Consider the following 25,756-nt stretch of genomic DNA (forward strand, 5'->3'; position numbering starts at 1 on the left):
CCAAAGATACTGTCCGATCTTTGCTAGAGGGTGAGTGACTGTTGCAAAAAATCTACGCAACAGGCTTAAGGCCTAAGGTTGGGCACAGCATCCAGTCACTCGATCTTGAGGTGCCCCTCAAGACTTACTGCACTTTTTTTGATAGTTCGTGCTTTTACACAATACCGTCAAATTTGATACAAAGGAATAATACAAGGTTGGGCAAGCGTGAGAATTCTTGATAAGACATTTAAGCAAACCTTATTCATAGGCTTTATGTTCTTTTGCTATGACTACTTCCTTTTAAATCTTCTATATGATATTTCTCTTATGTGGGGCTCTAATAATAGTGGCTTTGAGGTTTATTACAATGCACTCACAAAAAAGCTATTAGCTCCTGAACATATTTTAATTGAACCACTAGTCGCGCTTCTGCTTGTTTCAGCTGGTGCCATTTTTGCGTTGCGTGTGCGGCGAATGAAAAATAATGTGGATGGTGTATAGAAATAAAAACCTCGGAGCCAAGTCTAGAAACGTAGCATTCACACACGTTGTTAGCATTGATTTGCGTTATCTTTAGTGAATTTTTAAAATAGATCCTCCTTCAGCCCAGCCCAGAGTTGAAAGTTATATCAGCCACTTTTTTGATGAAAAATTACATAAATATTCATAATTATCAATTTGTTGAGTGTGTTTCTGGATTGAATAGCCAGTTACCTTCCTTATGTCGGCTGACATACCAACGTCCCAGCCACCGGTTTACCTGATTCCTGCTTGCTGGAAGTCCGTTTTTTTCAAGAAACCGCTTAACGCTCTCTTTTTCCTCAGCAGAAATCCTGGTATGTCGAGGGTCATGAGCCAATGCTGCAGCTGAAGCCACCCAATAGGGTAAAGGCGTCTGTTTTTTGTAGGAATCGATGTACGAGAAGGCAAGCTTGGCTTTTTTTGTTGCCCAGATAAATCTTTCCGGCCATTCCTGTAGCAGCCAGTATGCATGGCGTAAAAGATTTAAACGATCACCCAGCCGCAGCCCGCCAAAAGGATTTTGGCTTCCACTGTAGGTCACTCCAAGTGGCAGCTCTCCCAATTCACCGGCAATAACCTGACGAAGTTTAGAACTGTGCCCTTTTGACGCAACCAGGCGAATCAATGTATGTAGTCCCTTGAAAAAGCTCAATGCATACAATGATCCTATTTGATTGTCTTCGAACCAACCAGTTTCCAGTGCCGTTAGAATCTGTTTTTGCCATCCCATAAAAGCATCTGGGATGAGCTCATCCCGTTGGAGTGCTTTTTTGCTCCAGTTATATTCGCAAGTTGCGCAGAATGACGTGGGGATGCGTTCGGGTAGTAACGATTTGCCAAAATCGGACAGATGATAGGCTAGTGGTTGTTGACAACCAGGACAGGCATCAATAAGGAGCCGTCGATGTATGGGGCATGTAACGAGGTAGGCGACTTTCCACCACCGTCTGAAATAGGGAACGGTATCTGAACGCAGGCAGTCAGGGCAGAGCTGAAGCCCAAAACCGAATACCTTTTGCCCTCTGCGGCGACTAGTTAAAATTCCTTGTGCATTGCCATGTGGATCAATGTCTTCAAAAAGCGTGCCGAGATATCCTTTAAGCATGTGATTTACCAATGACTCGGGTGTGATCAGCGTCATCTTAGAGATATATGCCAATGCATCGTCTGGCAAGATCAAGTCAATATTGCGGCTCCAAGGGCTACCTGGATGCATCCAGAAACGACGGCGGAATGTGTAAAGTTTTTCAGCATTCAACCAGGCTAGCCGTATTAACCAGGAACTGAGAAGCTCATCTGGAAGTGGCGGGCACCTGACTGGCAGTATTGGAGCCTTCATCGACTCCGGTAGTAAACAATCAGCGCTCGTATCGGTTTCGAAGGGAAGGGGGGTTCCAGCCGAGTGTTTTGAGATAGCCACGTTGAACCATTTCCTGTGTGATGGTTTCACCGCCTGCCAAAATGGCATCCTTGGCAAGCTTTTGGAGTAATTTCATTAGTTCTCCTATAGTGCCTTCACTCTCTTCATGAAGCCGCTTTGCAATAATTGGGTCATGCAACTTACTTTTGTGCTTAAGGCCTAACTTGGGTTCAATCGTGGCGAGCAACCTCAGGTAGTCCTCATCCAATTCCCACTTGGGCAAAAATACGGGTTCAAAGCGGTTGGCTATTTGAGGATCTGACTGCAGGACGTTCAGTGTTTCAGGCGTGCCTGCCACAATGATGGGAATACTCAGTTCGTTGCCCAGATATTTAATTCCATTCAAAAAGCGACGCAGCCGCGTGCCGCTGCCGGCAAGCGTATTTTGGAATTCATCCAGAATGATCATGCGGGTTTCTAAATTGGTAAGTAACATCCGGATACGTTGCAATTTGGAGTCAGCCGTTTCTCGGGCACCGGCAGTAGCAAAAAGCGAAGTTAGGATGTCAGCGTAAAGACGCCCCTCATTAGGCTCTGGCGGCGCTTGCAACATGAGGATGGGTAACGTTGGATGTTCCAGATAGGCTTCTTCAGTCGGTGTATGGCGACGGCAAAACGTTTTGAGCACCATGGTTTTGCCGTTGTTTGTCTCGCCGATAATGGCGAGATTGGGCATCCGATGCATTTTCGGGTGATTAAATATGTCCTCCATCTGCTGAATGATGGCCTGCGCGCGAGGATAACCGATCCAGAATGGGCGCTTTATCGCCTGCACCCGACTCTCCGTAGAGAGTGTCGACTCGTTGTTTTCAATGTCTTGGGTCATATTTCTTCCACATCATCGAAGGGGCGGATATCATCTATATCCATGTCAATCAGAGTGGATGGCGTTTGCGGTATAGCCTCTGAACTGGCCTGTTTATCCAGCGCAATGCGCCGTTGATATCGCTTGGCTTGAGATATCCGGGTGCGCTTGGTCTGAGTGCGTGCTTCATCTTCGATGCGCCGCATTTCGTCGAAGGCCGCAAAGATCACCTCTTGATTCTCGGCCTTTTTGCCTTGCTCTTTGAGATAACGCTGGACGGCATGTAACTCCCATAGGCTGATCGCCGGGAAACGCGGATTTTGATAGGGAATTCGGAAGTGCTGTTTCACCTCTGGGTCAAAAAACAAGAGATAACTGATATCCCTCGGATCGCGGCGAACAATGAACTTGCGCTTTGCCCGAATGCTTTCAGTGGCTTTAGCCCCGATCCATCGCGAAAGTACATCGGCCTGGTAAAAAATCCCATCCATGGAGATTCCATAAGGCTGGATGGTTCGCATTTCGAACGGAAGAAAGTCGATGTGCAGTTTTTCTTCATTGGTTGGTCCTGGCGGGTAGCCTGTGCCGGGATGTTGTTCATCCCCAACAATACCCTGTTCGTACTTGGTTATCGGGGGCATCTTCAAGTCACTATGGATCCGATGATGGTAGGCGCCAAGAACCAGACTGGCAAACCAAGTCTCAAACTCACCCAAAGTCATGGCTGCCTTACGCTCGGGATTATAGTTTCCCAAATCGGTAGATCGGGAGCGCGTTGTTCCTGGAAGCGCATGGATTTCTTTCATCAACGTGCCCATTAGGCGCTCAATGTGTCCGCCGTAGTTAGGTTGTTTGACTGGGCGGAATTGCAGGTCAATTCCATATTCCTGGCAAGCCATTTTGAGAGCGTTACCGCGGAACTCCTTGGCATTGTCCACGTGGATAATGCGCGGCAAGCCTCGGCAAGGCCATGAATAAGATACCTCCAGTTCATTCAATCGCTTTTCTTTGGGTAGAATGGCGTTGGCAATGCACAAGGCTGTGCCCAGTGTGCCGGGCGGGTCAAAGGAGATATAGTAACCGGCAACCATGCGGCTGAACACATCAATAGCGACAGTAATGTAAGGACGCTGAATTGGCAGACGATGCGTTTCATCGACAAGGATGATATCTACCGTTGTATGGTCGATCTGCAAAACGGCATAAGGGAAATCGGCTCCAGGGAAAGATCCTCTAATCGGTTGAAAGCGTCTAGCGGATTTTTTGCCTTCCCTGCCGGTCGCAAGTATTGCTGGTGTAAGTTCTCGAATTCTGCGGCGAAATGTGCTGAGGTGCGGGGCAGCAATACCTTCTTTTCGACACTGACGCTGCACCTCGCGGTAAGCTCGTGTGGGTGAAAGTCCTTGCTCCTGGAGAAATTCGTCACGAATGACCAATTTCATGATGGTTTCTGCCTGGTCGTCGGTACGAGGTTTCCCTTGATCATTACGTTCTCTCCGCAAGAGAGAAGAGACGATACCAGTTGATTCGAATCGCTCTAGCCAGCGATACACTGTGGCCGTATCTACACTGGCCTGTTTGGCTATTTCGCGTACTTGCGATTTTGTACGCTGTGACAGGCCGACTAATGGGGATATGAAGCGAAATCGCTCAATAGCGAGATTCCAGTCATCTTCATCTAGTGCGACCAAATCAAGGCGCGGTGAAGGCGTTTGCAGGGTTATTGCATTTTTAAGGTCAAATAAAGAGCTTTTGGCTACTTCGCCTGACTCGATGTCGATCACTTCGAATTCGGTCATGCTTAATAGTCGGCGGACACAAAAACGGCGGCCTTCTCGCTCCATGATAGTACCGGGACGGATGACCGGCATGACATCACTCATCGTTCCACCTGAATGTGATTGGCTTCCAAAATTTGAAGTATGCGCTTTCGATGCTCGCCGCCCATCATCATGGCAAGTTGGGTTCCGGTTTCCAGGCTCCAGATAGGAGACTGCATCGTCAACGGTTGCTTTAAATCCACACCAATTGCGTTGCAGCGTACTAAGTGCCAGATATAGGGCAAAAGTTCGGCGTGCCGGTTTTTATCTGAAGTGATCGTTTCCAATAATTGCTGAGGTGTTGTGCGCCCGAGATCGAAAAGAACGGATCGAATAGCGCCTTGAGCATTGCCTTGAGTAGGACGGTCTGCGAATCGGAAGCGTTCGTTACCATATTGCATCAGGAATTTGATGTTGCCGAGATATGGTGTGCGGATATACCGCTCAGTAACAATACGGAAGCGGCACTCATATTCGCGACACCAATGAATTGCAGCTTTAAATTTAGGCTTTAATGTTGACCAGTCCTGCTTTAGAATGCTTTCTGGCTTAACTTCGAATAAAGTTGGTTTGAGATGGGGGTAATGATTCAGCATCGTAGCAGTATATTCAACCAACACGTCAGGTGTATACCGCCGCTGGCGACCTTCATTTTTCCAGCGGATGGTAATAGGTTGACTGGCAAAGCGGCTCACCCCGCGATCAAATTCAAGCAACAGCAGGAAATCCTGTTCAAGCGAGGATTCAAATGCCTGGGCATGAGAACCTTTAGTCGTCGCCACACGACCGCTCAAGTAGCGGTGTCGAGGCGTAATATGTCTAGCGGGCATAATCGAGCTCCAGTCGAAAAACTCGGCCAGCCCTGTGCGGATAATATCCATACTGGAAGTATAGCTGACTTGAGTCGCAATTTGTGTGAACATAGTCGCATTTATTTTGAAATCTCACACAAGGAAAGCGGGCGGTTTGATTTGCCCATTGCACTAGGGATTTTAGCTGCTTCCAAGCAAATTCCATCGGATAAGCTCGCTGATTATGAGTTTGCTGGTGAATTGGCGCTGACTGGTGAATTGCGTCCGATTCGAGGGGCACTGGCGATGACTTACAAGGCATTTCGCTCAGGACGTGCTTTTATTCTGCCTGTTGAAAATGCGCGAGAAGCCTCTTTGGTAACGGATGCACAAGTTTTTCCAGCGCAATCATTGCTACAGGTTTGTGCGCATTTATCCGGACAGGAAAAACTGCCTCGCCACATCGAGCAATTAACAGCAACCAGCCAGGTTTATGCAGATTTCCGCGATGTAAAAGGGCAAGCTCACGTTAAACGGGCGTTGGAAGTTGCGGCAGCGGGTGGGCATAGTTTGTTGATGGTTGGGTCAATTAGACCAATGCTTATTGGGTTGTATTCAGATGGTTCTGATAGATGAATATATATAATGGTATGTTTGAGGTGGTTGCTAAGTAACTCGTGTTACTCGTGATTGCTTAATAGTTGTTATTGTTGTGGATGATAAGAAGTAAAGAGGGCATTAGGATAAAACTAGACTCAACTCATTATAACAATCATAGAACCACTTATAAGGCTCTAATGTATATCATTGCATACCCACAATAGTTATAATTCAAATTTGACCCCTTAGAGAGCTTCCTATGGGTATCCCTATTATTACGATGATGGTCATGTATAACAAACCTCATTATTCGTACATGTATTGATGATGTGTACAGATATTGAAGTAATATGTACATGTGAGTGTAACGAATGCACTTGTAATAAATACATACCTGATGTGATATAATTGTTCCACGGTGGATACCTTATGAACACTAGGGTGTAGAACCGTGGAACAAAAGGGGGGGGTAAACCCTCACCTTTAGATAATGCTCCAGCCAAGGTTACATCTATAGTAGTAACTAAGTTGTAACTTAAGTAGACGTTAAGTTATGCTTAAGTTGTAACTAAGGTAGTAACTAAGCTATGCTCAAGATGGAACTAAGGTAGACGTTAGGTTGTATAACTATCATGTGATCATGATAATACTTACCACCCAGTTATAACTTAAGCTGTGCTTAAAATGTAACTAAGGTTGTTAATACATCATGATGATCATAATAATATTAACCACCCAGTTATAACTTAAGCTGTGCTCTAGTCACTCCCTAGTGAAATATTTTAGTGGAAAATAGTGAGAGGGTATCGATAGGTAAGGATCGGCCTTATCCCCCCTATGGCCCCTCCCTGCGTCAAACAAAACACTTGATACCTGGTCATCCCTAAGAATCACCTAGCTTACAGAACAATATAATATCTCTACCAAGTCACAACCAGCCTAGATTAACCTCTAGTGTCCGATCAGGGTACACCTTAGCCTGATGTCAGGATGTCCCTTAAATTGTGTCAGTTATAAATTGTATTATTAATTACTTGACACATTAACAATATGGTCTTAGACTTAAACCTGACACATTTACCTACTTCAATGGGAAATACATCATGGTTAAGAAAGACACAGATAAGCGTATAGGGCAGCTTGTTGGATACATCCGAGTATCTACCTTAGATCAGAACACAAGTAGGCAGGAAGAGCAGCTACAAGGCTTTAATCTTGATGAGTTGTTTACTGATCATGCTAGTGGTAAAGACACTGAGAGGCCCCAACTCCAAGCAGCACTCAAGCACCTACGCAAGGGTGATACATTGATAGTTCATTCAATGGATCGACTTGCAAGAAACTTGGATGACTTGAGAAGACTTGTTAAGGAGCAAACTGGTAAAGGTATTGCAGTCCAGTTCATCAAAGAAAGCCTCACCTTCACCGGTGATGACTCACCTATGTCCACGTTGCTCTTGTCAATGATGGGTGCGTTTGCTGAGTTTGAAAGATCATTGATTAAAGAACGACAGCGTGAAGGCATCGCCATTGCTAAGAAGGGTGGTAAGTATGCTGGACGTAAGCCAACTTTAAACGCTGAGAAGGTTGCTGAGTTATTAGCCAAGGATGAAGCCAATGGTCAAAAGAATCGAGCTGGACTAGCTAGGGAGCTTGGTATCTCAAGAGAGACATTGTATCAGTACATTAACAAAGCTAAAGAATCACCAGTGACAACTAAGACTGACTGAGCAGGATAATCTTTAATAGGTCAATGATTATGGATACCACTAGGGTGCTTGTAACACTTGCTAGGAAGCCTCAGAACGCTCTATGATCGATTATCGTCAACTTAGGTAACCTACCCTACTATAATTCATCTTAAATTGATTATACGGTGTTATAGAGTGTTTTAGTAATATAGGGGGTAAAACCCCACCTATAGAACTGAGAGCCAGTTTTCATTTATGCCGATATAAACTCACCCTAAGATAATAGTTAGTCACACACCCAGAATCACAGAATATTTAGCCCTTGAGATGCTAGAGTTAAAACCTAGTGGCAGCAAGGGTTTAGTAAAAAACATCTTCGATACTCCCATCCTAAGATGTACAAGAGTCAGTTTTGGTGAATGCCCTATAGTTTTCCTCCTTTTTCTACGGGGCATTCACCTGTCGATCACGAGAGATAAGCCATCATTAAGAATGGCATTATAAAGTTTTATCTGGGTTGGCTAGTCATGTGGTGTACGTTACAATTTTTAGTTCTGTACCAATGACTTAGACACACTCAGTGATCTTCCCAAGGCATATACCTTAGTTTCACCTAAGCCGTCCTTAGTTACCTCCCAAATACCACTAGGCTTGTAACCTGACTTTTCAAGCCATAGTTCACGTTTACCTATTCTCAAGTAGACGCCAGTAGCCAAAGTTTCAACAGTAATTCTCATAGCAGTTATCAACATTTTATTACCTCTTTCAGTTATTGGAGTTGTGAGTAAAACACATTCTATAAAATCATACAACACTTTGATATTACGCATTTATTACACATTAGGAATAGTCACATTATCGAATCTAATTAAAGGAATTAAACATGGATTATATAGAAATCCCATTAGGCAATTATCACGAGCCTGTAATCATTGACGTTGAATCCCTATTACGGCTTAGGGCGGCCGGTGTCAGTGAAAACTGGTTTGTGAATGATGATGGAGCGAACAACCTGTATGTGCGAGTCAAGCACAACGGAAAAGTAGCTTCAGTTGCAAGGCTTATCACAAATGCACCAAAGGGATCGTGGGTAACCTTCGTAAACAATAACAAACTTGATTTGAGACTAAAAAATCTATGGATTATTGCCAAGAAAAAACCTTCATATTTCAAACACAATGAATTGATCATTAAATAAGTAAAAAAAGGAATAACTAATGAACACTAAAGATACAAAAGTAACAACTGGACGTAGGGCACTGGAAATACCTGAGAAGACGATAACGGGCAACACTGAAGAATTACTACCATCAACAAGGAAAGAAGCATGGCTGATCGGTAGTAAATATTACTACACAGGTAAACTTTGTAAGCATGAGCATAGTAGCAAGAGGATCGCTGCTAGTGGAGCCTGTTATAAGTGTCAACTACAAGCAGGTCGTATCCAATCAAAAAGAAGGCATCAGCACTATAAGATGGCTATGAAGGCCTTAGAGTCCATTGGTGCAGCTCTGACGAGTATTGATGCCAGTAGCAATCTGGCGGCTACCTTAGCAATGGCCTTAGCTAAAACCCCACGTAACCTAAACATAACCAAGTAATAAAGGATTAATAAATTTATGAATGATGCAAATGTAGATAGTAATAACAATTCTGAAACCACAGATAACCACAGTATGAGCCTCACGTCAGACGGTGGTTTAAAGATGGAGAGCACGAATAGTTATACCACCGTGAATGCTAATGATTTTAAACGGGAAGGCGATGGGATCCTCTCGACAGCGCGAACCCCTTTCGGCAATCCAGCTACCACCCTTACAAAAGATTCGATAATTACCCATGAGGGAATGGATATGTCACTTCAGACAGCCCACAAGTTGGGGTTAGTAAGTCTGAAGAACGGTGAGTATTCTGAAGCCAGTGAGCAACCTAGCTCTACTCAGGATGAACCTGAGCAAGATATGAGTGAAAGTATGGGTGATAAGGTGGAAGCTCAACTAACAGAACTAGCCAATATGATCCCAGTTGATTTTCAAACCCGTGTTGCTGAATCAATGATCAGTAATGGAAAGATTGACTATCAAAACATGGGTCAAACCTTAGGCATTAACTCGGTTGAGCTTCAGCAGCGTGTTGGAGTAGCTGAGCAAGCCTTCAGAAATCAGGCCGACAAGGTGTTAATGAGTGCTGGAATTGGTAAAGAAGACCTGCAAGGATTTGTGCAGTGGGCTACTTCCAATAAAGGCGAAGAGTTCAAAAGAACCCAGAGAGAGCAAGTTTATGGGCGGGATACACGAGGATACCAAGCGTTGGCTAGAGCTTATCTGAATGCCAATGCTCCTGCTGTGTCTTCTATCCCTGAGAGCTACAAGCCAAGAACATTAAGAGATGGCACTACGCTAGTAACGTTACCAGGTTATCCTGAGATGAAGCTTCAGGTCGCCACAAAGTTAGGCCTCATATAATTTCAAAGCATTAATATTCAAGTAGTAATTATTGTTTGTGTTACTCGCGTTAACACTCCGGTTTTACCCAAGCCCAACTAAAGTCAACAATAGCCCGACAAGAGATACTGAGGTGTCTCTACTAGGATAACTATTGCCTAGCCTTAGTTGGACTTGGGATTTTTTTTAGAGTTAAAAGGAAAATTTAAAGATGACTAAGCATCAAGCTGTTACATGGTGGATGAGTCAACTCAGCTTACAACTTCATGATTTCATGGAGAGTCCACTAGGTGGTTCTAAGGCTGGTTTACTTGAGTTAATTCATCAATATGAAAATGCTGTTAAGGATAAGCAGATAGTACCGCCTAAGTTTGGCAGGGAGAGGTGATGAAGGATAATAAATTAGATCGCCAGTTGATCCCAATAGACTTGATTACTAGGGATACTGAGTTGCAGGTTAGAAACAAGATGGATACACCAACGATCAGGAAGTACGCTGTAGCCATGCGTAGCGGTGCTGAGTTCCCACCGATTAGCTTAGCCATGGTGGACGGTACGTATCTATTGTTGGACGGCTGGCATAGGCTAGCTGCTGCACGTGAGCTAGGGGAATACCATATAACAGCTTTGGTCAAACCCATGACTCGTGAAGTTGCAACATGGGAAGCTGCCAAAGCTAACCTAACGCATGGGTTGCCACTTAAGGCCACTGAGAAGTTATCTGTTTTTAAGTTGTATATGAAGAGTAAGCAAAATGTAGATGGTTATAAGTTGAAATCATATAGAAAGATTGAAATTGAGTTAGCTGGTCTAGTCCCAAGAGTTACGTTGACTCGGTGGGTGCTTAAGTATTACCCCGCTACAGCTAAACGTATGGGTCAAGTTAAGGGCTATGGTTCTGAGGTCGCTACTGCTCCCGATATTGATCATGAGCCTAGCCACTTGGGACAGGCTAGACAAGCCCTCAGTGACGGATTGAATCTTTATCTGATGTTGGATAATCCAACGAACAGAGGTGAGCTAATCAAGATGACTGAGGATGCTCTAAAGGAGATGAAACAGAGAGAATATGTTAAGTCTATTTTCTGAGTTGGAACTAGGGGTTGGAACTAGGGTAAATAAAAAGTGGGACAGTAGGTAAACCATTGGTGGGCTTGGGTTTCAACTAGGGTTTGGTAAAGTGGGACACCTACAGTGCGACAAAGGGGTTATGATGGTAGATAAATAAAGGGATTGGAGAACATTGCTTAAAAACGTGAACATATTTGAATTACTACCTCACCTCACCCCCTACTTAGCTATTCAGCCTCAGGCCATAGATAGTCATATGGTACAGATATAACATGATCCGTATCTTTCCAGTAGTAATCTAGTTCTAGGTTATCATAGTTAATAACAACCTTAGAAAACAATGAGAGTAACACTGCGTTAAATCTCTGGGTGTCGATAGGGTCTTCATTGGATGCTTCTATAAGGTCACCTAAGCGTTTATCCAGCAATGTATTGTCCATGGACTGTAAAGTTGATATCAATCGATCTAGTTCTTTCTTAGCGTCTTCAATAGAGGATTCAACCTCATTAATTCTCGTTAATACTGAGGGCGAGCCTCCCTTCTGAGCAATATCCAAAAGGTTTTCAATGCTTTCCTGACCAACACCAATCTCAATTTCACATTGGTTAATCTTTTCTCTTATCTCAGTTTCATTAGTGTTGAAGCTGGGCTTATTTTCAGCAAGATCAGCAACAGAATTGATTACTGAATCATTAACCTTCTCAAAGTTAACAGTTTTATAGGTGCAGCCATTCCCAGTTTTAGCTTTGGTGCAAAGGTAGTATTGCCACTTGTTACCCTTGTTAACTCTGGTCATTGTTGAGCCACACAAAGGACACTTCGCTAAGTGGCTAAGTAAGTTATGGATGGATGGTTTGCCACCAACAGGCTTGTTTTCACGAGTTCTACTCTGTTTAATCCCCTGAGCTACTTGAAATGTATCTTCATCCACAACAGCAGGGTAGTAGTTGTCTATTGAATCAAGTGGGACTCTGACTATCTTTCCCTCAATATATTGATTGTGATGGGGTGTAAATTCTCCGATACAGGCTCTATTCGTTAGTATCTTGAATACATAGCTGGAGTGCCATTGCTTACCCCTGCCAAACACAGGAATATTGTCTGTATTCAGATCACGAGCAATAATATGTTTTCCCTTCCCCTTCCCATACTCACTGAAGATACGTTTAACAACTTCAGCCCTCTCTGGTATCAACTCGATTGTGCTTGTCTTCTTATTGAGTACCATCCATTGAGGAATCATGGCTGTTAATGGTTTCTCTAATGCTGTAATTCTTTTACCTTTCCAAGCCTCAGAGAGCCTCCTTGCTTTAGTCTTAGATTCTTCGTGCGCTCTGGACATAATCAACAACGATCCTAGCAGCCCAAAAGCATCATCATCCATAACTTCTTCGGTGTATTGCTTCCCATCAATCAGGGTTACTACGGCCACTCCTGCCTCTATGATTTCCTCAAGTACTCTCAAGGCTTTCCTTGGTTTCTCACGGCTTAACCTATCCAGTGATTCAACAAGCAGGTAATCCCCACTCTTAACGATTCCAGCTTCGATAGCCTCCAGAAATAAGGCGAGGCCACCAGTATCCTTGTTCTTGCCGCGATAAGCTGAGATGCCTAAGTCGTCAAAAGTTAACGACTCGTCTAACTCCAGGTTATGCCTCAGTGTATAATCCTTGGCTAACTGTGTTTGTCGTCTGAGGCTGTCGCCTTTTAACTGTTCAGGTGTAGAAAATCTTAGATAAGAATATGCTTTTGCCACTGGAGTTCCCCTTTGTTAGCCATAATGATAACCCTTGGTCTTATAGTCTACAACATGTTGATGGTAGGGCCGCCGGGCACCGGTAAATCCATGTTAGCCACGCGCTTCCCGGGAATATTGCCCTCCATGAGCGAAGAGGAAGCGCTTGAATCCGCCGCTTTGCATTCCATTGGGAGTGGTGGATTCAAGACGGAATTGTGGCGGAGACGGCCTTATCGGGCGCCACATCATACTGCTTCTGCTGTGGCACTGGTTGGGGGTGGAAGCAATCCCCGGCCAGGAGAAATATCGCTGGCCCACCATGGGGTGTTGTTTCTGGATGAACTTCCCGAGTTTGATCGAAAAGTGCTGGAAGTGTTGCGTGAACCACTGGAGTCCGGGCAAATTAACATTTCAAGAGCGGCACGCCAAGTTGAATTCCCGGCCAAATTTCAGTTGATCGCTGCGATGAATCCTTGTCCCTGCGGTTATCTGGGGCACTCAAATGGTAAATGCAGTTGCACGCCTGATCAGGTGCAGCGTTACCGGTCAAAAATCTCGGGGCCGGTTCTGGATCGTATTGATATTCAGATCGAAGTGCCAGCGTTACCACAGGAAGAATTAACCGCGCAGGCCCAAGGGGAGTTTTCTGAGGCTATCCACGCGCGCGTAGAAATAACGCATCAAACGCAAAAAGATCGCCAGGGTAAGGCAAACGCACGGCTGTCAACGCAGGAAATAGATCAATGGTGTGTCCCTGATGAAGCAGGCGAAGCTATGTTGAAACAGGCAATTGCGCGGCTTAACCTGTCTGCCAGGGCTTATCACAGAATTTTGAAAATCGCGCGTACCATCGCAGATATGGCAGGTGCGCAGTCGATTGCTGGGGCGCACATTGCTGAGGCTATCCAGTATCGGCGCTTTGATCGCAATTAAATGAACTCTTTATAATTGAAGGCTTGTGACTACTCATAGCACTTCCAGTTATCGTCATCGGCGAACTCTGACCTTGTTGCTCGCAGGTCTGGCTACCTTGGGTCCCTTTTCGATCGATACCTATATGCCATCGTTCCCGGCAATCGGGGCGAGTTTACATATTTCCCCGTTGCAGTTACAGCAAACCCTGAGCGTCTATCTCATTTCGTTTGCAGTGATGATGCTGTTTCATGGCCCTTTTTCCGATTCTTTCGGCAGGCGGCCAATTATTCTGGTTTCGTTACTGGTGTTTGTGCTGGCTTCCATAGGTTGTGTTTTTTCATATGATATCAATCATCTGTTGATTTTTCGTGGCATACAGGGCATGTCGGCAGGTGCAGGGATGGTGGTGGGGCGGGCAATGATTCGGGATTTATTTGCCGGACATGAAGCGCAAAAGCTGATGTCGCAAGTCACCATGATTTTCGGGATTTCACCGGCTGTTGCCCCTGTTATTGGCGGGTGGTTGCATGTCTGGTTTGGGTGGCATTCGGTATTCGTATTTTTGGCCCTTTTTGGTTTGATTCTTTTTGCATTTTGTTTTCGCTATTTGCCGGAAACGTTACCCGAAATTGGTCGCCAGCCGTTTGCAGCCAAACCCTTATTAAAAAACTATCGGATGGTACTGAGTAATCGGCAATTTTTATTTTTAGCGGGGACGGTGTCCTTCAATTTTGCCGGTTTCTTTTTATATATTGCTTCAGCTCCGGTGTTTGTTATTCAGCATTTGAAGCTGGCGGAGAATCAGTTTGCGTGGCTGTTTATTCCGGCGGTATCAGGCATGATTATTGGCGCATTCCTGTCAGGTAAAGTGGCAGGCCGAATTTCTGCGCAGGAAACGATAAAATACGCTTTCATGTTACTCATTACAGCGGCTGGATTGAATCTGGGTTATAACCTGGTATTTCCACCTTCTCTGCCATGGGCTGTTTTGCCAGTCTTGCTTTATGGTTTGGGAATGTCCCTGGCTATGCCCACAATTTCCTTGTTGGCACTGGATTTGTACCCACTTAATCGTGGATTAGTTTCTTCAATGCAAGGCTTTGCTCAAACCATGCTGAATGCTGGCGTAGCGGGGCTGGCTTCACCTTTTCTGTCTTTTTCCATGGTTGCGTTAGCAGCCGGAATGGGCGCATTCTTGTTGCTGGGCTTGTTCAGTTGGGTGAATTACCTCAAAGTAAAAGGGCAGGAGGCGCTATGCACGAATTAGAGAGCTGGAAAGAAGAGAAGCGTTCTGCTTATCTTTACCGCGTAGTGTCAGATGTTGAATCAGGCACTGCCCGACAGGTATTGTTTCTGGAGTTGGCAAAGGCAGCGGATGAGCAGACGGAGTTGTGGGTAAAAGAAGCCGCTAAAAGAGGGCGCGAGTTTCCCTTGGTGCTGAAGCTGGATTTGCGTACAAAAATTGTCGCCTGGCTGGTTAGAAAGCTTGGAGTACGTGCTATGCGGAGCGTGCTTGCAGCGATGAAAGTGCGTGGTATGTCGCTTTATTCAAAAGCAGAACCGGGGCATGCATTGCCAACCAGTCTGGCAGAAGTAGGCAGACGGCATAGAGGAGTTGGAGGTGGAAATCTGCGCGCAGCGGTATTTGGCGTAAATGATGGTCTGGTTTCTACCGCCAGTCTGGTGTTGGGCGTTGCAGGTGCTGCTGCCAGTAATGCGGTTATTTTGCTTACCGGGATAGCAGGGTTATTGGCAGGTGCATTTTCCATGGCAGCGGGGGAGTATCTTTCTGTACGTTCTCAGCGGGAAATGTTTGAATATCAGATTGGACTTGAGCGGGCCGAACTGGAACAGTATCCACAAGAGGAAGCCGCCGAACTGGTTTTAATATTTAAAGCGAAGGGATTGTCTCAGGAAGAGGCAGACCACTTGGCTCAAAAAATCATTGCAGATCCCGATCGGGCCCTGGATACGCTGGCTCGTGAGGAACTGGGTTTGAACCCGGATGAATTAGGTTCACCCTGGGGGGCAGCTGGATTTTCTTTTGCCTCTTTCGCAGCGGGGGGGGCAATCCCCATTTTGCCATTTTTGTTTGGAAGTGGAGAGAAAAGCCTTTTCATCGCAATTGGTATGACAGGCGTTGCATTATATGCAGTTGGTGCTGTATTAAGTTTATTTACCGGACGAAATGCCTGGACAGGGGGGCTGCGTATGCTGCTTATTGGCAGTGCCGCAGGCGCTGCAACCTATCTTATTGGCAAGCTATTGGGAGTGTCGTTGGGTTAATGGGTTTGGATCAGATCAGCACGTAGAAACAGATGATTCTGCTCGCAGTGATTTTTCCAGCCCTTGGTGAAAGTGATCAATAAAATCCCGGATAGAATCAGCAAAATCAGAATCTGGTGTGGCCTGATTAATGCTGCAATGGAGTGTGGTGACATCATGCCGGGTTGTGATGGTCCATTGCAGAGCATTGGGGCAGCTAACCAGCGCATAACGCATACCATTTTTAACCGGGTATGCTTCAACTTGAAACACGCCCCAGACGCAGATGATTTCACCCCGCCGTCCGTTTTTTTCACTAATAATTTCGTAAACATCGCTACACAGCTGAGGCAAATTGCTAATCGTGCACTGTTGCAGAATCTGCTGCTCAGCCATTGTTGGCACGATAATATGGAACCACTCCATTAATTAGCCTTTAGCGCGTTATTAATCACATTGATCAAGTTTGTCCCCATGGGAGATTGTCGTGACGCCAGCCGTTGGTCAAATTGCGGTGGTGTTGTTCATTCAGATCACCTTCAAAGCCATGGAGCACATTATATACTTCTTTCAACCCGGCTTTTTCAAGTGCTTCACCTGCATCAATTGATCGACGTCCGGATCGACAAATGAGAACGACAGGCCGATTAATGCTGGCCGCGGTTTTTACATGGGAAACAAAGTGAGGATTGATTTCCCAGTCTGGCGCATCAACCCATGGAATGAGGATGGATCCTTCCGGGTGTCCGACGAACAGGTATTCCATTTCGCTGCGGACATCAATAAACACTGCTTCAGGTTTAGACTGAAGTAGTTCGAAAGCCTGCTTAGGTGTCAGATGCTGCATAATCACTCCAGTCAGCTGCTGGCCGTGTGTAGAAAAGGTAGTGTCTTATCATGTTATTATATGCCAAATTTATTGATATCAAGAATACATTGAAATGAAAACAAATAATCGTACTGATTTGATCGAAAACCTGTTAAAAAAACGCATCCTGATCCTGGATGGCGCCATGGGTACCATGATTCAGCGATATAAACTGGAAGAAGCCGACTATCGAGGCGAGCGTTTTGCTGACTTTGCTCATGACTTGAAGGGTAACAATGATTTGCTGGTGCTGACCCAACCGCAAATCATTCGGGCTATTCATGCCGCCTATCTGGAGGCAGGTGCCGATATTCTGGAAACGAATACGTTCAATGCCACCTCCATTGCCATGGCGGATTACCACATGGAAGATCTGGTCTATGAGCTAAACGTAGAAGCGGCCAGACTGGCACGTGAGGTGGCGGATGAGTTTGAGGCAAAAGAGCCGAATAAGCCTCGTTTTGTGGCGGGTGTATTAGGTCCGACCAATCGTACGGCCAGCATTTCACCCGATGTAAATGATCCGGGTTTTCGCAATGTGAATTTTGATCAGTTAGTGGTGGCTTACACTGAAGCAATAAAAGGTCTGCTTGACGGTGGCGCAGACATTCTGATGGTTGAAACCATTTTCGATACGTTGAATGCAAAAGCCGCATTGTTTGCCATTGAAAAATATTTCGATGATCATGGTTTTCGTATGCCGATCATGATTTCCGGCACGATCACGGATGCCTCTGGAAGGACCCTTTCAGGTCAGACTACAGAAGCCTTCTGGAATTCCCTCTCACATGTGCGGCCACTCTCAATAGGGTTGAATTGCGCGTTGGGAGCAAATGAATTGCGTCAGTATGTAGAAGAACTATCTAACAAGGCTGATGTGTATGTAAGTGCTCACCCTAATGCAGGTTTGCCTAACCAGTTTGGTGAGTACGATGAAACACCGGAAGCAATGGCAGCTGAAATAGGTGATTGGGCAGCCGCCGGCATGCTGAACATTATCGGAGGCTGTTGCGGCACTTCACCTGCTCATATTAAAGCGATTGCAGAGGCAGTTAGCGCTTACCCTCCGCGTCAGATCCCCGCAATTGAAAAGAAATGCCGTTTGGCCGGACTTGAACCGTTTAATATTGGTGAGGACTCACTATTTGTCAACGTGGGGGAACGTACCAATGTGACCGGTTCGAAAATGTTCGCACGTCTGATTATAAATGGCGAATACGATAAAGCCCTGGATGTTGCCCGTCAGCAGGTAGAAAACGGCGCGCAGATTATCGACATCAACATGGATGAAGCCATGCTCGATTCTGAAGCGGCAATGGTGAAATTCCTTAGCCTGATCGCGTCCGAGCCGGATATCTCCAAAGTGCCGATCATGATTGATTCAAGCAAATGGTCTGTTATTGAAGCAGGTTTGAAGTGCATTCAAGGTAAAGGCATCGTCAACTCTATCAGTATGAAAGAGGGTGAGGCAGACTTTATCGAGAAGGCGAAACTGGTTCGTCGCTATGGCGCTGCGGCCATAGTCATGGCTTTCGATGAGCAGGGTCAGGCGGATACCAAAGAGCGTAAAGTGGAAATTTGTACCCGTGCTTACAAAATTCTGACCGAGCAGCTGGATTTTCCCCCGGAAGACATTATTTTCGATCCGAATATTTTTGCAGTGGCGACAGGTATCGAGGAACATAACAATTACGCAGTTGACTTCATTGAAGGTACACGCGCCATCAAGCAAACCTTGCCATTTGTCAAGGTAAGCGGGGGTGTTTCCAATGTGTCTTTCTCCTTCCGGGGTAATGAACCGGTACGTGAGGCTATTCATACCGCTTTTCTTTATCACGCCATTGAGGCGGGTATGGATATGGGAATCGTGAATGCAGGCCAATTGGGTGTTTATGAAGATATCCCCAAAGATTTGCTGGCGCTGGTGGAAGACGTATTGCTGAATCGGCGGCCGGATTCAACCGAACGTCTGGTCGAATTTGCTGAATCTTTTAAAGGTCAGACAAAAGAACAGATAGAAGACCTGTCATGGCGCGAAACTGATGTGGGCGCTCGCTTAACCCATTCGTTAGTCAGGGGAATCACTACCTACATCATTGAAGATACCGAAGAGGCGCGGCAAAAAGCCGAACGCCCCATCCATGTGATTGAAGGCCCATTGATGGATGGCATGAATGTGGTGGGGGATTTATTCGGAGCCGGCAAGATGTTCCTGCCCCAAGTGGTGAAGTCTGCTCGCGTCATGAAGCAAGCCGTGGCTCATCTGGTGCCGTATATCGAAGAAGAAAAACTTCGTAGCGGCGAAGCTATCAAGGCCAAGGGCAAGATCATCATGGCCACGGTTAAGGGTGATGTGCATGATATCGGTAAAAATATTGTAGGGGTCGTGCTGCAATGTAATAACTATGATGTGGTGGATCTCGGTGTCATGGTGCCGGCGGCTAAAATTTTGCAAACTGCGATTGATGAAAAAGCCGATATTATCGGGCTGTCTGGGCTGATTACGCCTTCGCTGGAAGAAATGGCCCATGTTGCCAAGGAAATGGAGCGGTTAGGGATGAAGTTGCCACTGCTGATTGGTGGTGCCACCACTTCACTCGCCCATACGGCAGTAAAAATCGAACCTAACTATAGCGGACCAACAATCTATGTGAAGGATGCCTCGCGTTCTGTGGGTGTGTGTACTAACTTACTTAGCCCTGAGTTGCGTGTTGACTATATTGAAAGTGTTAAACAGGACTATACGCAAGTCCGTGACAGACATAAGAACAAAAAATCTGCTTCAAAAAGATTCACTCTGGCAGAAGCACGTGCAAATGCATTAAAGACAGACTGGGCAAGCTATACACCTCCGGTACCTGCTTTTATTGGTCTGAAAGTATTCAAGGATTACTCACTGGCTGAAATTGCCAAACACATTGATTGGACACCATTCTTTCAGGCGTGGGAACTTCATGGAAGATACCCCAAAATTCTTCAGGATGAAGTGGTTGGCGTTGAGGCAACCAAGTTATTCGCAGATGCCAAAGCCATGCTGAAAAGCATTGTTGAAGAAAAGTGGTTGCAAGCCAGTGGTGTGATTGGTTTGTTCCCGGCCAATCGGGTTGGTGACGATATTGAAATATATGAAGATGAAACGCGTAGTCAGGTAAAAATGACGTACCACAGCTTGCGTCAGCAAATGGAAAAACCACCTGGCCGCCCGAACATGTGTCTGGCGGACATTGTCGCGCCAAAAGAAACCGGTATAAAAGATTATGTTGGCGCCTTTGCCGTGACCACGGGTATTGGTATTGATGCGCGCGTGGCTGAATTTGAAAAAAATCATGATGACTATAACGCCATTATGCTGAAAGCCCTTGCAGATCGGTTAGCGGAAGCTTTTGCTGAATTGATGCATGAACGTGTCCGCCGTGAATTCTGGGGTTATGCGAAAGATGAGCATCTGAGCAACGAAGATCTGATCGAAGAAAAATACCGTGGAATTCGCCCTGCTCCCGGCTACCCGGCCTGTCCTGATCATACAGAAAAAGGCCCGTTGTTTGATTTGTTGCAGGCACCGGAAAATGCGGGCATCACCATAACGGAAAGTTTTGCCATGCTGCCCACTGCTGCAGTGAGTGGCTTCTATTTTTCACATCCTGAATCCAGCTATTTCGCGGTGGCTAAAGTTGAAAAGGATCAGGTAGAAGACTACGCCAAACGTAAAGGGTGGGATCTGGAAACAGCAGAGCGCTGGCTGGCTCCCAATCTGGGGTATGACACAAACTAAAGCCAACTAACCCTGTGGCACTATCCATTGGAACTGGAAAGCACCACAGGGTTAAAACAGAAGATAACTAGTATCGTTTGTCGGGAATGTCAGCATGGTTAAGCGCAATCAGTTGGCCGGTATTATTAGGCTGTTTTTTTTAGTACTTGCCTTGCAAGGCACGGCGCAAGCAGCGCAAATATCTGATGACTATTTGAAAGGATATCTGACATCCATTCTGGAGCGGTCGTTGAACTGGGAGCGAGGTAGTTACGCCCTGGATGTGCAGCAGGGAACTGCAACACTGACGCTACCCGAGGGAAGTTCAGCCAGACAAGCCCAGGCCAGAGAAGAGTTACGCGACATTGATGGGTTGCAGGGGCTGAATTTTGTAAATGACAAGCCAGAAGCCCAAATGCCTGTAAAGACCAAGAGATTGTATAAAGCGCTTGCAGTCACGCAGAGCAAGGTTCCTTTGCCAACAGGCGATCTCTTTCGCCCGCTCATTGCCGACCCTAAACAACCTCAGTTTTTTGTCAGCTATCGACGTTATGACATTTCCGGAACGACCATTAATACCGGAGCAGTTGGATTTGGCGAGAGTTTTGGTTTTTACCGGTTGCAAGGTGAAAAACCGGGTGATGGTTTGCAAATAAGCTTGTCTGGTGGGTTGTTCGCCCAGTTCGATCTGGATGCACCATCCAGCGATCTCGTTAACGCGGATTACATCATCGGGTTGCCCATAACGTATCGTCGAGGCGATTATTCTGCAAGAGTTCGCCTTTACCACCAAAGTTCTCATCTAGGTGATGAATATCTTCTGCGTGTGAAACCTGAACGGGTTAATCTGAGTTACGAAGCCGTGGAAGTCATCACCTCAAAGAAATGGGATAACTGGCGGGCCTATTTTGGTGGCGAATATCTGCTGCACCGGGAGCCTGCGAATCTGGATCGGATCAGTTTGCATGGCGGAGGAGAATATATCGGCTCTACAAACTACTGGGGCATTGGCCGTTTTGTGGCTGGTCTGGATCTCAAAAGCTTTCAGGAGCATGGCTGGTCAATTGATACCAGTCTCAAAGCAGGATTCGAGGTTGGACAGCCAGATCCAGGCGGTCGCCGCATGCGCCTGATGGCAGAAGTATTCAGTGGTTACGCGCCCCATGGGCAGTTTTATAACGAGCGCATCAATTATTATGGACTGGGAATGTATTTTGGCTTCTAACTATGTTGAGCAACCGTTTTGAGTACTGAAGTTACGTATCAGGATTTAACTCCGGACCGTCTGCTGGATGCGGTGGAAAGTGTGGGCTACCGATGCGACGGAAGGCTGCTTGCCTTGAACAGCTTCGAAAACCGTGTCTATCAGATTGGAATTGACGAGAGCGAACCCGTTGTGGCCAAGTTTTATCGCATTGGTCGCTGGTCTGACGAAGCGATTATTGAAGACCATGCTTTCACATTAGAACTGGCTGAGCGCGAAATTCCCGTTGTAGCGCCACTTGTGGATGCAAATGGAAACACGCTGCATCAGTTTGAGGGATTTCGGTTTGCATTGTACCCGCGCAGGCCGGGTAGGGCTCCGGAACTGGATCATCCCGATACCTTGAAATGGATGGGGCGCTTTATTGCGCGTATACATGCCGTGGGAGCGATTTCGCCGTTTGTGCATCGCCCTGCGCTGGATATTGGAAGCTACGGCGATGAGCCCTTGCGGTTTCTGCTGAAAAATCAATTTATTCCGATGGATTTGGAGCCGGCATACCGTAGCGTCGTGGAAGATATTCTTCAGCGCGTTCGCGCCGCCTATGCCAGGGCTGGCAAGATTGAGAATATTCGTTTGCATTGTGACTGCCACCCCGGCAATATTTTATGGACGGATGCGGGCCCGCATTTTGTGGATTTTGACGATAGCCGCATGGGTCCAGCCATACAGGATATCTGGATGCTGCTTTCAGGCGACAGAGCCAGCCAGAATGCCCAACTGTTGCACGTTATGGAAGGGTATAAAGAATTTTGTGATTTTAATCCGGCAGAGCTGCACCTGCTGGAAGCGCTGCGCACCCTGCGCATGATCCATTATTCAGGCTGGTTGGCTAAAAGATGGGAAGACCCAGCCTTTCCGGTGGCTTTCCCTTGGTTTAATACACAACATTACTGGCAGGATCAGATACTGGGCCTGCGTGAACAGGCGGCTCTGCTGGATGAGCCGCCTTTGGTATTGAAGAGTCACTACTGATTTTTTACCGAAGTCAGTCCTAGTTATGCTTGTTCTGACAGGCGCACAATGTATTGCCCGGATTTTTCTTCCCGTTCAAGCTCTAAAAACTGCCGGGCCTGAGCCTCTTCCAGCAGTTTATTGAAAGAACTGAAACCATAGTAGGATTCGCTAAATCCCGGCTGGCGTCGTTTTAGTGCCTGTTTGATCATGGAACCCCAGATTTTTTCACCCTCATTTCGCTCTGCAGTCAGGGCTGAAATAGTTTCTGTAATAAGATCGATGGCTTCCTGCTTTTTTTCTTCCACTTTCTTTACGTTTTTAACCGCAGTTGCGGGTTTGGCCGCCGCTTTCTTTTGAGTTTGTTTTTTTGCTTCCTGTTCGCGAACCAGATCATCGTAGAAGATGAATTCGTCACAGTTAGCAATTAGCAGGTCTGAAGTAGAATTTTTGACACCAACCCCGATCACGATTTTATTGTTTTCCCGCAGTTTGCTGACTAGTGGCGAGAAGTCCGAGTCACCGCTGATAATGACGAAAGTTTTCACATGGGACTTTGTGTAACATAAGTCCAGCGCATCAACCACCAGGCGAATATCGGCAGAATTTTTTCCTGATTGACGAACATGGGGGATTTCAATCAGTTCAAAAGAAGCCTCGTGCATAGGCGCTTTGAAATCCTTGTAACGATCCCAGTCGCAATACGCTTTTTTGACGACAATACTGCCTTTTAATAACAGTCGCTCAAGTACTTTTTTGATGTCGAACTGGGCGTATTTTGCATCCCGAACACCCAGCGCTACGTTTTCGAAATCGCAAAACAGGGCCATGTTGTTGGTTTCATTTAGTTCTGCCATTTTGTCTCCCATGGTGGTGAATTGAAGGAAATGTCCAAAAAAAACCAAACCTCGGACTTGAAGACCAGACTTGAATGTTAGGCCAACCTGACCTATTAAGTATATATGAGCTTTAATTTTGCTTGGTATGGCGAATGGTAATACAGGTAAAAACATGTTTCGCTTTTTTCAATGTAGGAGAGGAGAAGAAAATGCTGGATATCAATAAAATGACGGCCAATGAAGAGGTACTTCATTATGATCCTGAATTGCGTATGGATGATCTTCCGGATTGGTCTGACGACATTGCCGCAAAACTGGCTGCCAAGGAGGACATCAAACTGACTGCTGAACATCTGGAAGTACTTCACCTGCTACGCGACCACTATCGATTACATGGACACGATATGACCGGCACCAAAATGCTGAGAGCGCTGGAGGAACCTTTTGGTGCGCGTGGCGGCAGAAAATATCTATTTCAACTATTTCCCGCAGGGCCAATCAATCAGGGGAGCCGACTCGCTGGTTTGCCCCCTCCTCCGTACAGTAAAGATAATTCATTCGGCAGCGTTGAGTGAGTTCACTGATTTTCTGGTACACATAGTAACAAACTGCTCTAGGCGACTGGATAGTTTTCGGCGACAATACGCCATTAACTATCCAGGAGTCTTTCATGCAACCCGCTGATCTAAACGCACTCAATCAACGCTTTTCCATATCTGGTCAATTGGTATTCAAGGAAGGCCCTGGAGGTTTGATTGTTGCCGAGATTGCCAATGCGCATGCGGAAGCTGTTATCGCGTTGCAAGGCGCGCATGTCATGACCTATCAGCCGCGTGGTCAGGAGCCTGTATTGTGGCTATCGAAATTTGCCAAATTTGCGCCAGGTAAATCCATTCGAGGCGGTGTGCCGGTATGCTGGCCATGGTTTGGACCGCACCCTTCAGAAGCGAGCTACCCTGCCCATGGATATGCGCGAACGGTAATGTGGGATGTGCTGGAAACGGCTGCTGTAAATGAGGGTGATACGCAAATTAAATTTGGCTTGGCGGAAACAGAAACGACCCGTGCGCAATGGCCACATGCCTCTCCTGTTCTGCTGATTGTGACAATTGGCAAGGCACTGAGCGTTGAGTTGGTGACAAGCAATAATGGTAGTACGCCTTTGGTGATTGGCGAGGCGCTTCATACCTATTTTAACATCAGCGATGTGGCTGATATGGCGATTCTTGGACTGGAAAAGACTGACTACCTGGATAAAGTAGCAGATTTTGCCAGCAAACATCAAGAAGGCGCGATACAGATTGAAAGCGAAGTAGACCGTGTTTATCTGAATACGGAGGCAGATTGTTTGATTGAAGATCGCGGATTCAAGCGCAGAATTCGTATTGCTAAAAAGGGTAGTCGTTCCACAGTAGTCTGGAATCCATGGACTGAAAAAGCGGACAAAATGGGTGATTTTGGTCCTGAAGGACACCGAGAAATGGTCTGTGTAGAAACGGCGAATGCACTTGAAAATGTCGTGACGCTAGCGCCTGGTGAGCGCCATAGTATGCTGGCTGTCATCAGTACAGAATCTTTGGACTGATTAAATTGAATAGGTTGAATCCTTGTTTATACGTACGTTGAGGCCAAGATAAAGGGCTGCAGGTAGGTAAATAATAGTTGACTTAACAGGCTAATAAGCGTAAAAAGCCATTTGATGTTTGGTTTCAAGTTCTATGTAGTATTGGTTTTAGCCTTTCGCAGCCTTGAGATTTAAACATTTTACGGGATTTTCCCGATTTTCAATCTTGAGGGTTACACAATGGCAATGGGCACAGTTAAGTGGTTTAACGATTCTAAGGGTTTTGGATTCATTACCCCTGATGATGGTGGTGAAGATCTGTTCGCACACTTCTCCGCAATTCAGATGGGTGGTTTCAAGACCCTGAAAGAAGGCCAGAAAGTAAGTTTTGAAGTTACGCAAGGTCCTAAGGGCAAGCAAGCTTCAAACATCCAAGCGCCTTAAGCAACGC

The 25,756-nt window shown here is 46.0% G+C and carries 23 protein-coding genes and 2 pseudogenes; 17 read left to right on the forward strand and 8 right to left on the reverse strand.

Features of this window, described 5'->3' with window-relative positions:
- The first annotated feature begins 207 nt into the window (after positions 1-207).
- On the forward strand, positions 208-483 hold the full coding sequence (locus EDC63_RS08640; RefSeq protein WP_124945150.1) for a hypothetical protein: 276 nt from the start codon (positions 208-210) through the stop codon (positions 481-483).
- Between the two features lie 172 nt (positions 484-655).
- On the opposite strand, the gene EDC63_RS08645 is transcribed toward EDC63_RS08640, so the two are convergent.
- Genes EDC63_RS08645 through EDC63_RS08660 form a run of 4 tightly spaced genes read right to left on the reverse strand, consistent with a single transcriptional unit; the run spans position 656 to position 5,472 of the window.
- Complete coding sequence (locus EDC63_RS08645; protein ID WP_165922950.1) at positions 656-1,843, reverse strand: TniQ family protein; 1,188 nt, start codon at positions 1,841-1,843, stop codon at positions 656-658.
- Positions 1,844-1,862: 19 nt separating this feature from the next.
- On the reverse strand, positions 1,863-2,750 hold the full coding sequence (locus tag EDC63_RS08650) for a TniB family NTP-binding protein (protein WP_124945152.1): 888 nt from the start codon (positions 2,748-2,750) through the stop codon (positions 1,863-1,865).
- Positions 2,747-4,612, reverse strand: a complete 1,866-nt coding sequence (locus EDC63_RS08655) for a Mu transposase C-terminal domain-containing protein (RefSeq protein ID WP_124945153.1) — start codon at positions 4,610-4,612, stop codon at positions 2,747-2,749. Before EDC63_RS08655 ends, EDC63_RS08650 begins: the two co-directional genes overlap by 4 nt.
- Positions 4,609-5,472 carry a TnsA endonuclease N-terminal domain-containing protein gene (locus EDC63_RS08660; RefSeq protein ID WP_124945154.1) on the reverse strand — a complete coding sequence of 288 codons (864 nt, stop codon included), beginning with the start codon at positions 5,470-5,472 and terminating at the stop codon, positions 4,609-4,611. The genes EDC63_RS08655 and EDC63_RS08660 overlap by 4 nt, the downstream gene beginning before the upstream one ends.
- Positions 5,473-5,499: 27 nt before the next feature.
- Between EDC63_RS08660 and EDC63_RS18780 the strand changes: the two are divergent.
- The 7 genes and pseudogenes from EDC63_RS18780 to EDC63_RS08690 all read left to right on the forward strand — a co-directional run.
- Positions 5,500-5,925 (forward strand): annotated as a pseudogene (locus EDC63_RS18780) (magnesium chelatase domain-containing protein); the annotation flags it as partial.
- Positions 5,926-7,043: 1,118 nt separating this feature from the next.
- Positions 7,044-7,670: a recombinase family protein gene (locus EDC63_RS08670; protein ID WP_124945156.1), complete on the forward strand. Its 627-nt coding sequence runs from the start codon at positions 7,044-7,046 to the stop codon at positions 7,668-7,670.
- 844 nt (positions 7,671-8,514) lie between these two features.
- Entirely contained in the window at positions 8,515-8,829 is a 315-nt protein-coding gene (locus EDC63_RS08675; protein ID WP_124945157.1) for a hypothetical protein, read from the forward strand.
- Between the two features lie 19 nt (positions 8,830-8,848).
- On the forward strand, positions 8,849-9,232 hold the full coding sequence (locus EDC63_RS08680; RefSeq protein ID WP_124945158.1) for a hypothetical protein: 384 nt from the start codon (positions 8,849-8,851) through the stop codon (positions 9,230-9,232).
- 75 nt (positions 9,233-9,307) lie between these two features.
- Positions 9,308-10,096: a hypothetical protein gene (locus EDC63_RS08685; RefSeq protein WP_124945159.1), complete on the forward strand. Its 789-nt coding sequence runs from the start codon at positions 9,308-9,310 to the stop codon at positions 10,094-10,096.
- A gap of 190 nt (positions 10,097-10,286) precedes the next feature.
- Entirely contained in the window at positions 10,287-10,463 is a 177-nt protein-coding gene (locus EDC63_RS18545; RefSeq protein ID WP_165922952.1) for a hypothetical protein, read from the forward strand.
- Positions 10,463-11,164 (forward strand): ParB/RepB/Spo0J family partition protein, encoded by a 702-nt coding sequence (locus EDC63_RS08690; protein WP_124945160.1) that lies wholly within the window; start codon positions 10,463-10,465, stop codon positions 11,162-11,164. Before EDC63_RS18545 ends, EDC63_RS08690 begins: the two co-directional genes overlap by 1 nt.
- A gap of 209 nt (positions 11,165-11,373) precedes the next feature.
- Here EDC63_RS08690 and EDC63_RS08695 read toward each other — a convergent pair whose 3' ends face one another.
- The gene (locus tag EDC63_RS08695; RefSeq protein ID WP_124945161.1) at positions 11,374-12,903 is read right to left on the reverse strand and encodes a recombinase family protein; all 1,530 of its coding nucleotides are present in this window, start codon (positions 12,901-12,903) and stop codon (positions 11,374-11,376) included.
- A gap of 48 nt (positions 12,904-12,951) precedes the next feature.
- Between EDC63_RS08695 and EDC63_RS08700 the strand changes: the two are divergent.
- The 3 genes and pseudogenes from EDC63_RS08700 to EDC63_RS08710 form a co-directional block, all read left to right on the forward strand.
- Positions 12,952-13,818, forward strand: a pseudogene (locus EDC63_RS08700) (YifB family Mg chelatase-like AAA ATPase); the annotation flags it as partial.
- 25 nt (positions 13,819-13,843) lie between these two features.
- A complete protein-coding gene (locus EDC63_RS08705) occupies positions 13,844-15,067 on the forward strand; it encodes a multidrug effflux MFS transporter (RefSeq protein ID WP_124945162.1) in 1,224 nt (407 codons plus the stop codon).
- On the forward strand, positions 15,055-16,086 hold the full coding sequence (locus tag EDC63_RS08710) for a VIT1/CCC1 transporter family protein (protein ID WP_124945163.1): 1,032 nt from the start codon (positions 15,055-15,057) through the stop codon (positions 16,084-16,086). Before EDC63_RS08705 ends, EDC63_RS08710 begins: the two co-directional genes overlap by 13 nt.
- Before the next feature lie 15 nt (positions 16,087-16,101).
- Here the strand turns inward: EDC63_RS08710 and EDC63_RS08715 are convergent, their stop codons facing one another.
- Positions 16,102-16,491 (reverse strand): hypothetical protein, encoded by a 390-nt coding sequence (locus tag EDC63_RS08715; RefSeq protein WP_124945164.1) that lies wholly within the window; start codon positions 16,489-16,491, stop codon positions 16,102-16,104.
- 34 nt (positions 16,492-16,525) lie between these two features.
- Entirely contained in the window at positions 16,526-16,912 is a 387-nt protein-coding gene (locus tag EDC63_RS08720) for a rhodanese-like domain-containing protein (RefSeq protein ID WP_124945165.1), read from the reverse strand.
- Positions 16,913-17,006: 94 nt separating this feature from the next.
- Between EDC63_RS08720 and metH the strand changes: the two genes are divergently transcribed.
- The 3 genes from metH to EDC63_RS08735 all read left to right on the forward strand — a co-directional run bounded on the left by metH (position 17,007) and on the right by EDC63_RS08735 (position 22,923).
- A complete protein-coding gene (gene metH / locus EDC63_RS08725) occupies positions 17,007-20,705 on the forward strand; it encodes a methionine synthase (RefSeq protein WP_124945166.1) in 3,699 nt (1,232 codons plus the stop codon).
- 94 nt (positions 20,706-20,799) lie between these two features.
- Complete coding sequence (locus EDC63_RS08730; protein WP_124945167.1) at positions 20,800-21,909, forward strand: DUF1207 domain-containing protein; 1,110 nt, start codon at positions 20,800-20,802, stop codon at positions 21,907-21,909.
- 18 nt (positions 21,910-21,927) lie between these two features.
- On the forward strand, positions 21,928-22,923 hold the full coding sequence (locus EDC63_RS08735; RefSeq protein ID WP_124945168.1) for a serine/threonine protein kinase: 996 nt from the start codon (positions 21,928-21,930) through the stop codon (positions 22,921-22,923).
- 23 nt (positions 22,924-22,946) lie between these two features.
- Here the strand turns inward: EDC63_RS08735 and EDC63_RS08740 are convergent, their stop codons facing one another.
- A complete protein-coding gene (locus tag EDC63_RS08740) occupies positions 22,947-23,759 on the reverse strand; it encodes an NYN domain-containing protein (protein WP_124945169.1) in 813 nt (270 codons plus the stop codon).
- 191 nt (positions 23,760-23,950) lie between these two features.
- Here EDC63_RS08740 and EDC63_RS08745 point away from each other — a divergent pair, with 191 nt between their 5' ends.
- The 3 genes from EDC63_RS08745 to EDC63_RS08755 all read left to right on the forward strand — a co-directional run bounded on the left by EDC63_RS08745 (position 23,951) and on the right by EDC63_RS08755 (position 25,749).
- Positions 23,951-24,316, forward strand: coding sequence for a TusE/DsrC/DsvC family sulfur relay protein (locus EDC63_RS08745; protein ID WP_165922953.1), 366 nt, complete (start codon positions 23,951-23,953; stop codon positions 24,314-24,316).
- A 95-nt stretch (positions 24,317-24,411) separates the two neighbouring features.
- Positions 24,412-25,326, forward strand: coding sequence for a D-hexose-6-phosphate mutarotase (locus tag EDC63_RS08750; RefSeq protein ID WP_124945171.1), 915 nt, complete (start codon positions 24,412-24,414; stop codon positions 25,324-25,326).
- Between the two features lie 219 nt (positions 25,327-25,545).
- Positions 25,546-25,749: a cold-shock protein gene (locus EDC63_RS08755; protein WP_124945172.1), complete on the forward strand. Its 204-nt coding sequence runs from the start codon at positions 25,546-25,548 to the stop codon at positions 25,747-25,749.
- The last annotated feature ends 7 nt before the right edge of the window (positions 25,750-25,756 follow it).

The sequence above is a fragment of the Sulfurirhabdus autotrophica genome, from assembly GCF_004346685.1.
In the GTDB taxonomy this organism is placed as follows: Bacteria; Pseudomonadota; Gammaproteobacteria; order Burkholderiales; family SMCO01; genus Sulfurirhabdus; species Sulfurirhabdus autotrophica.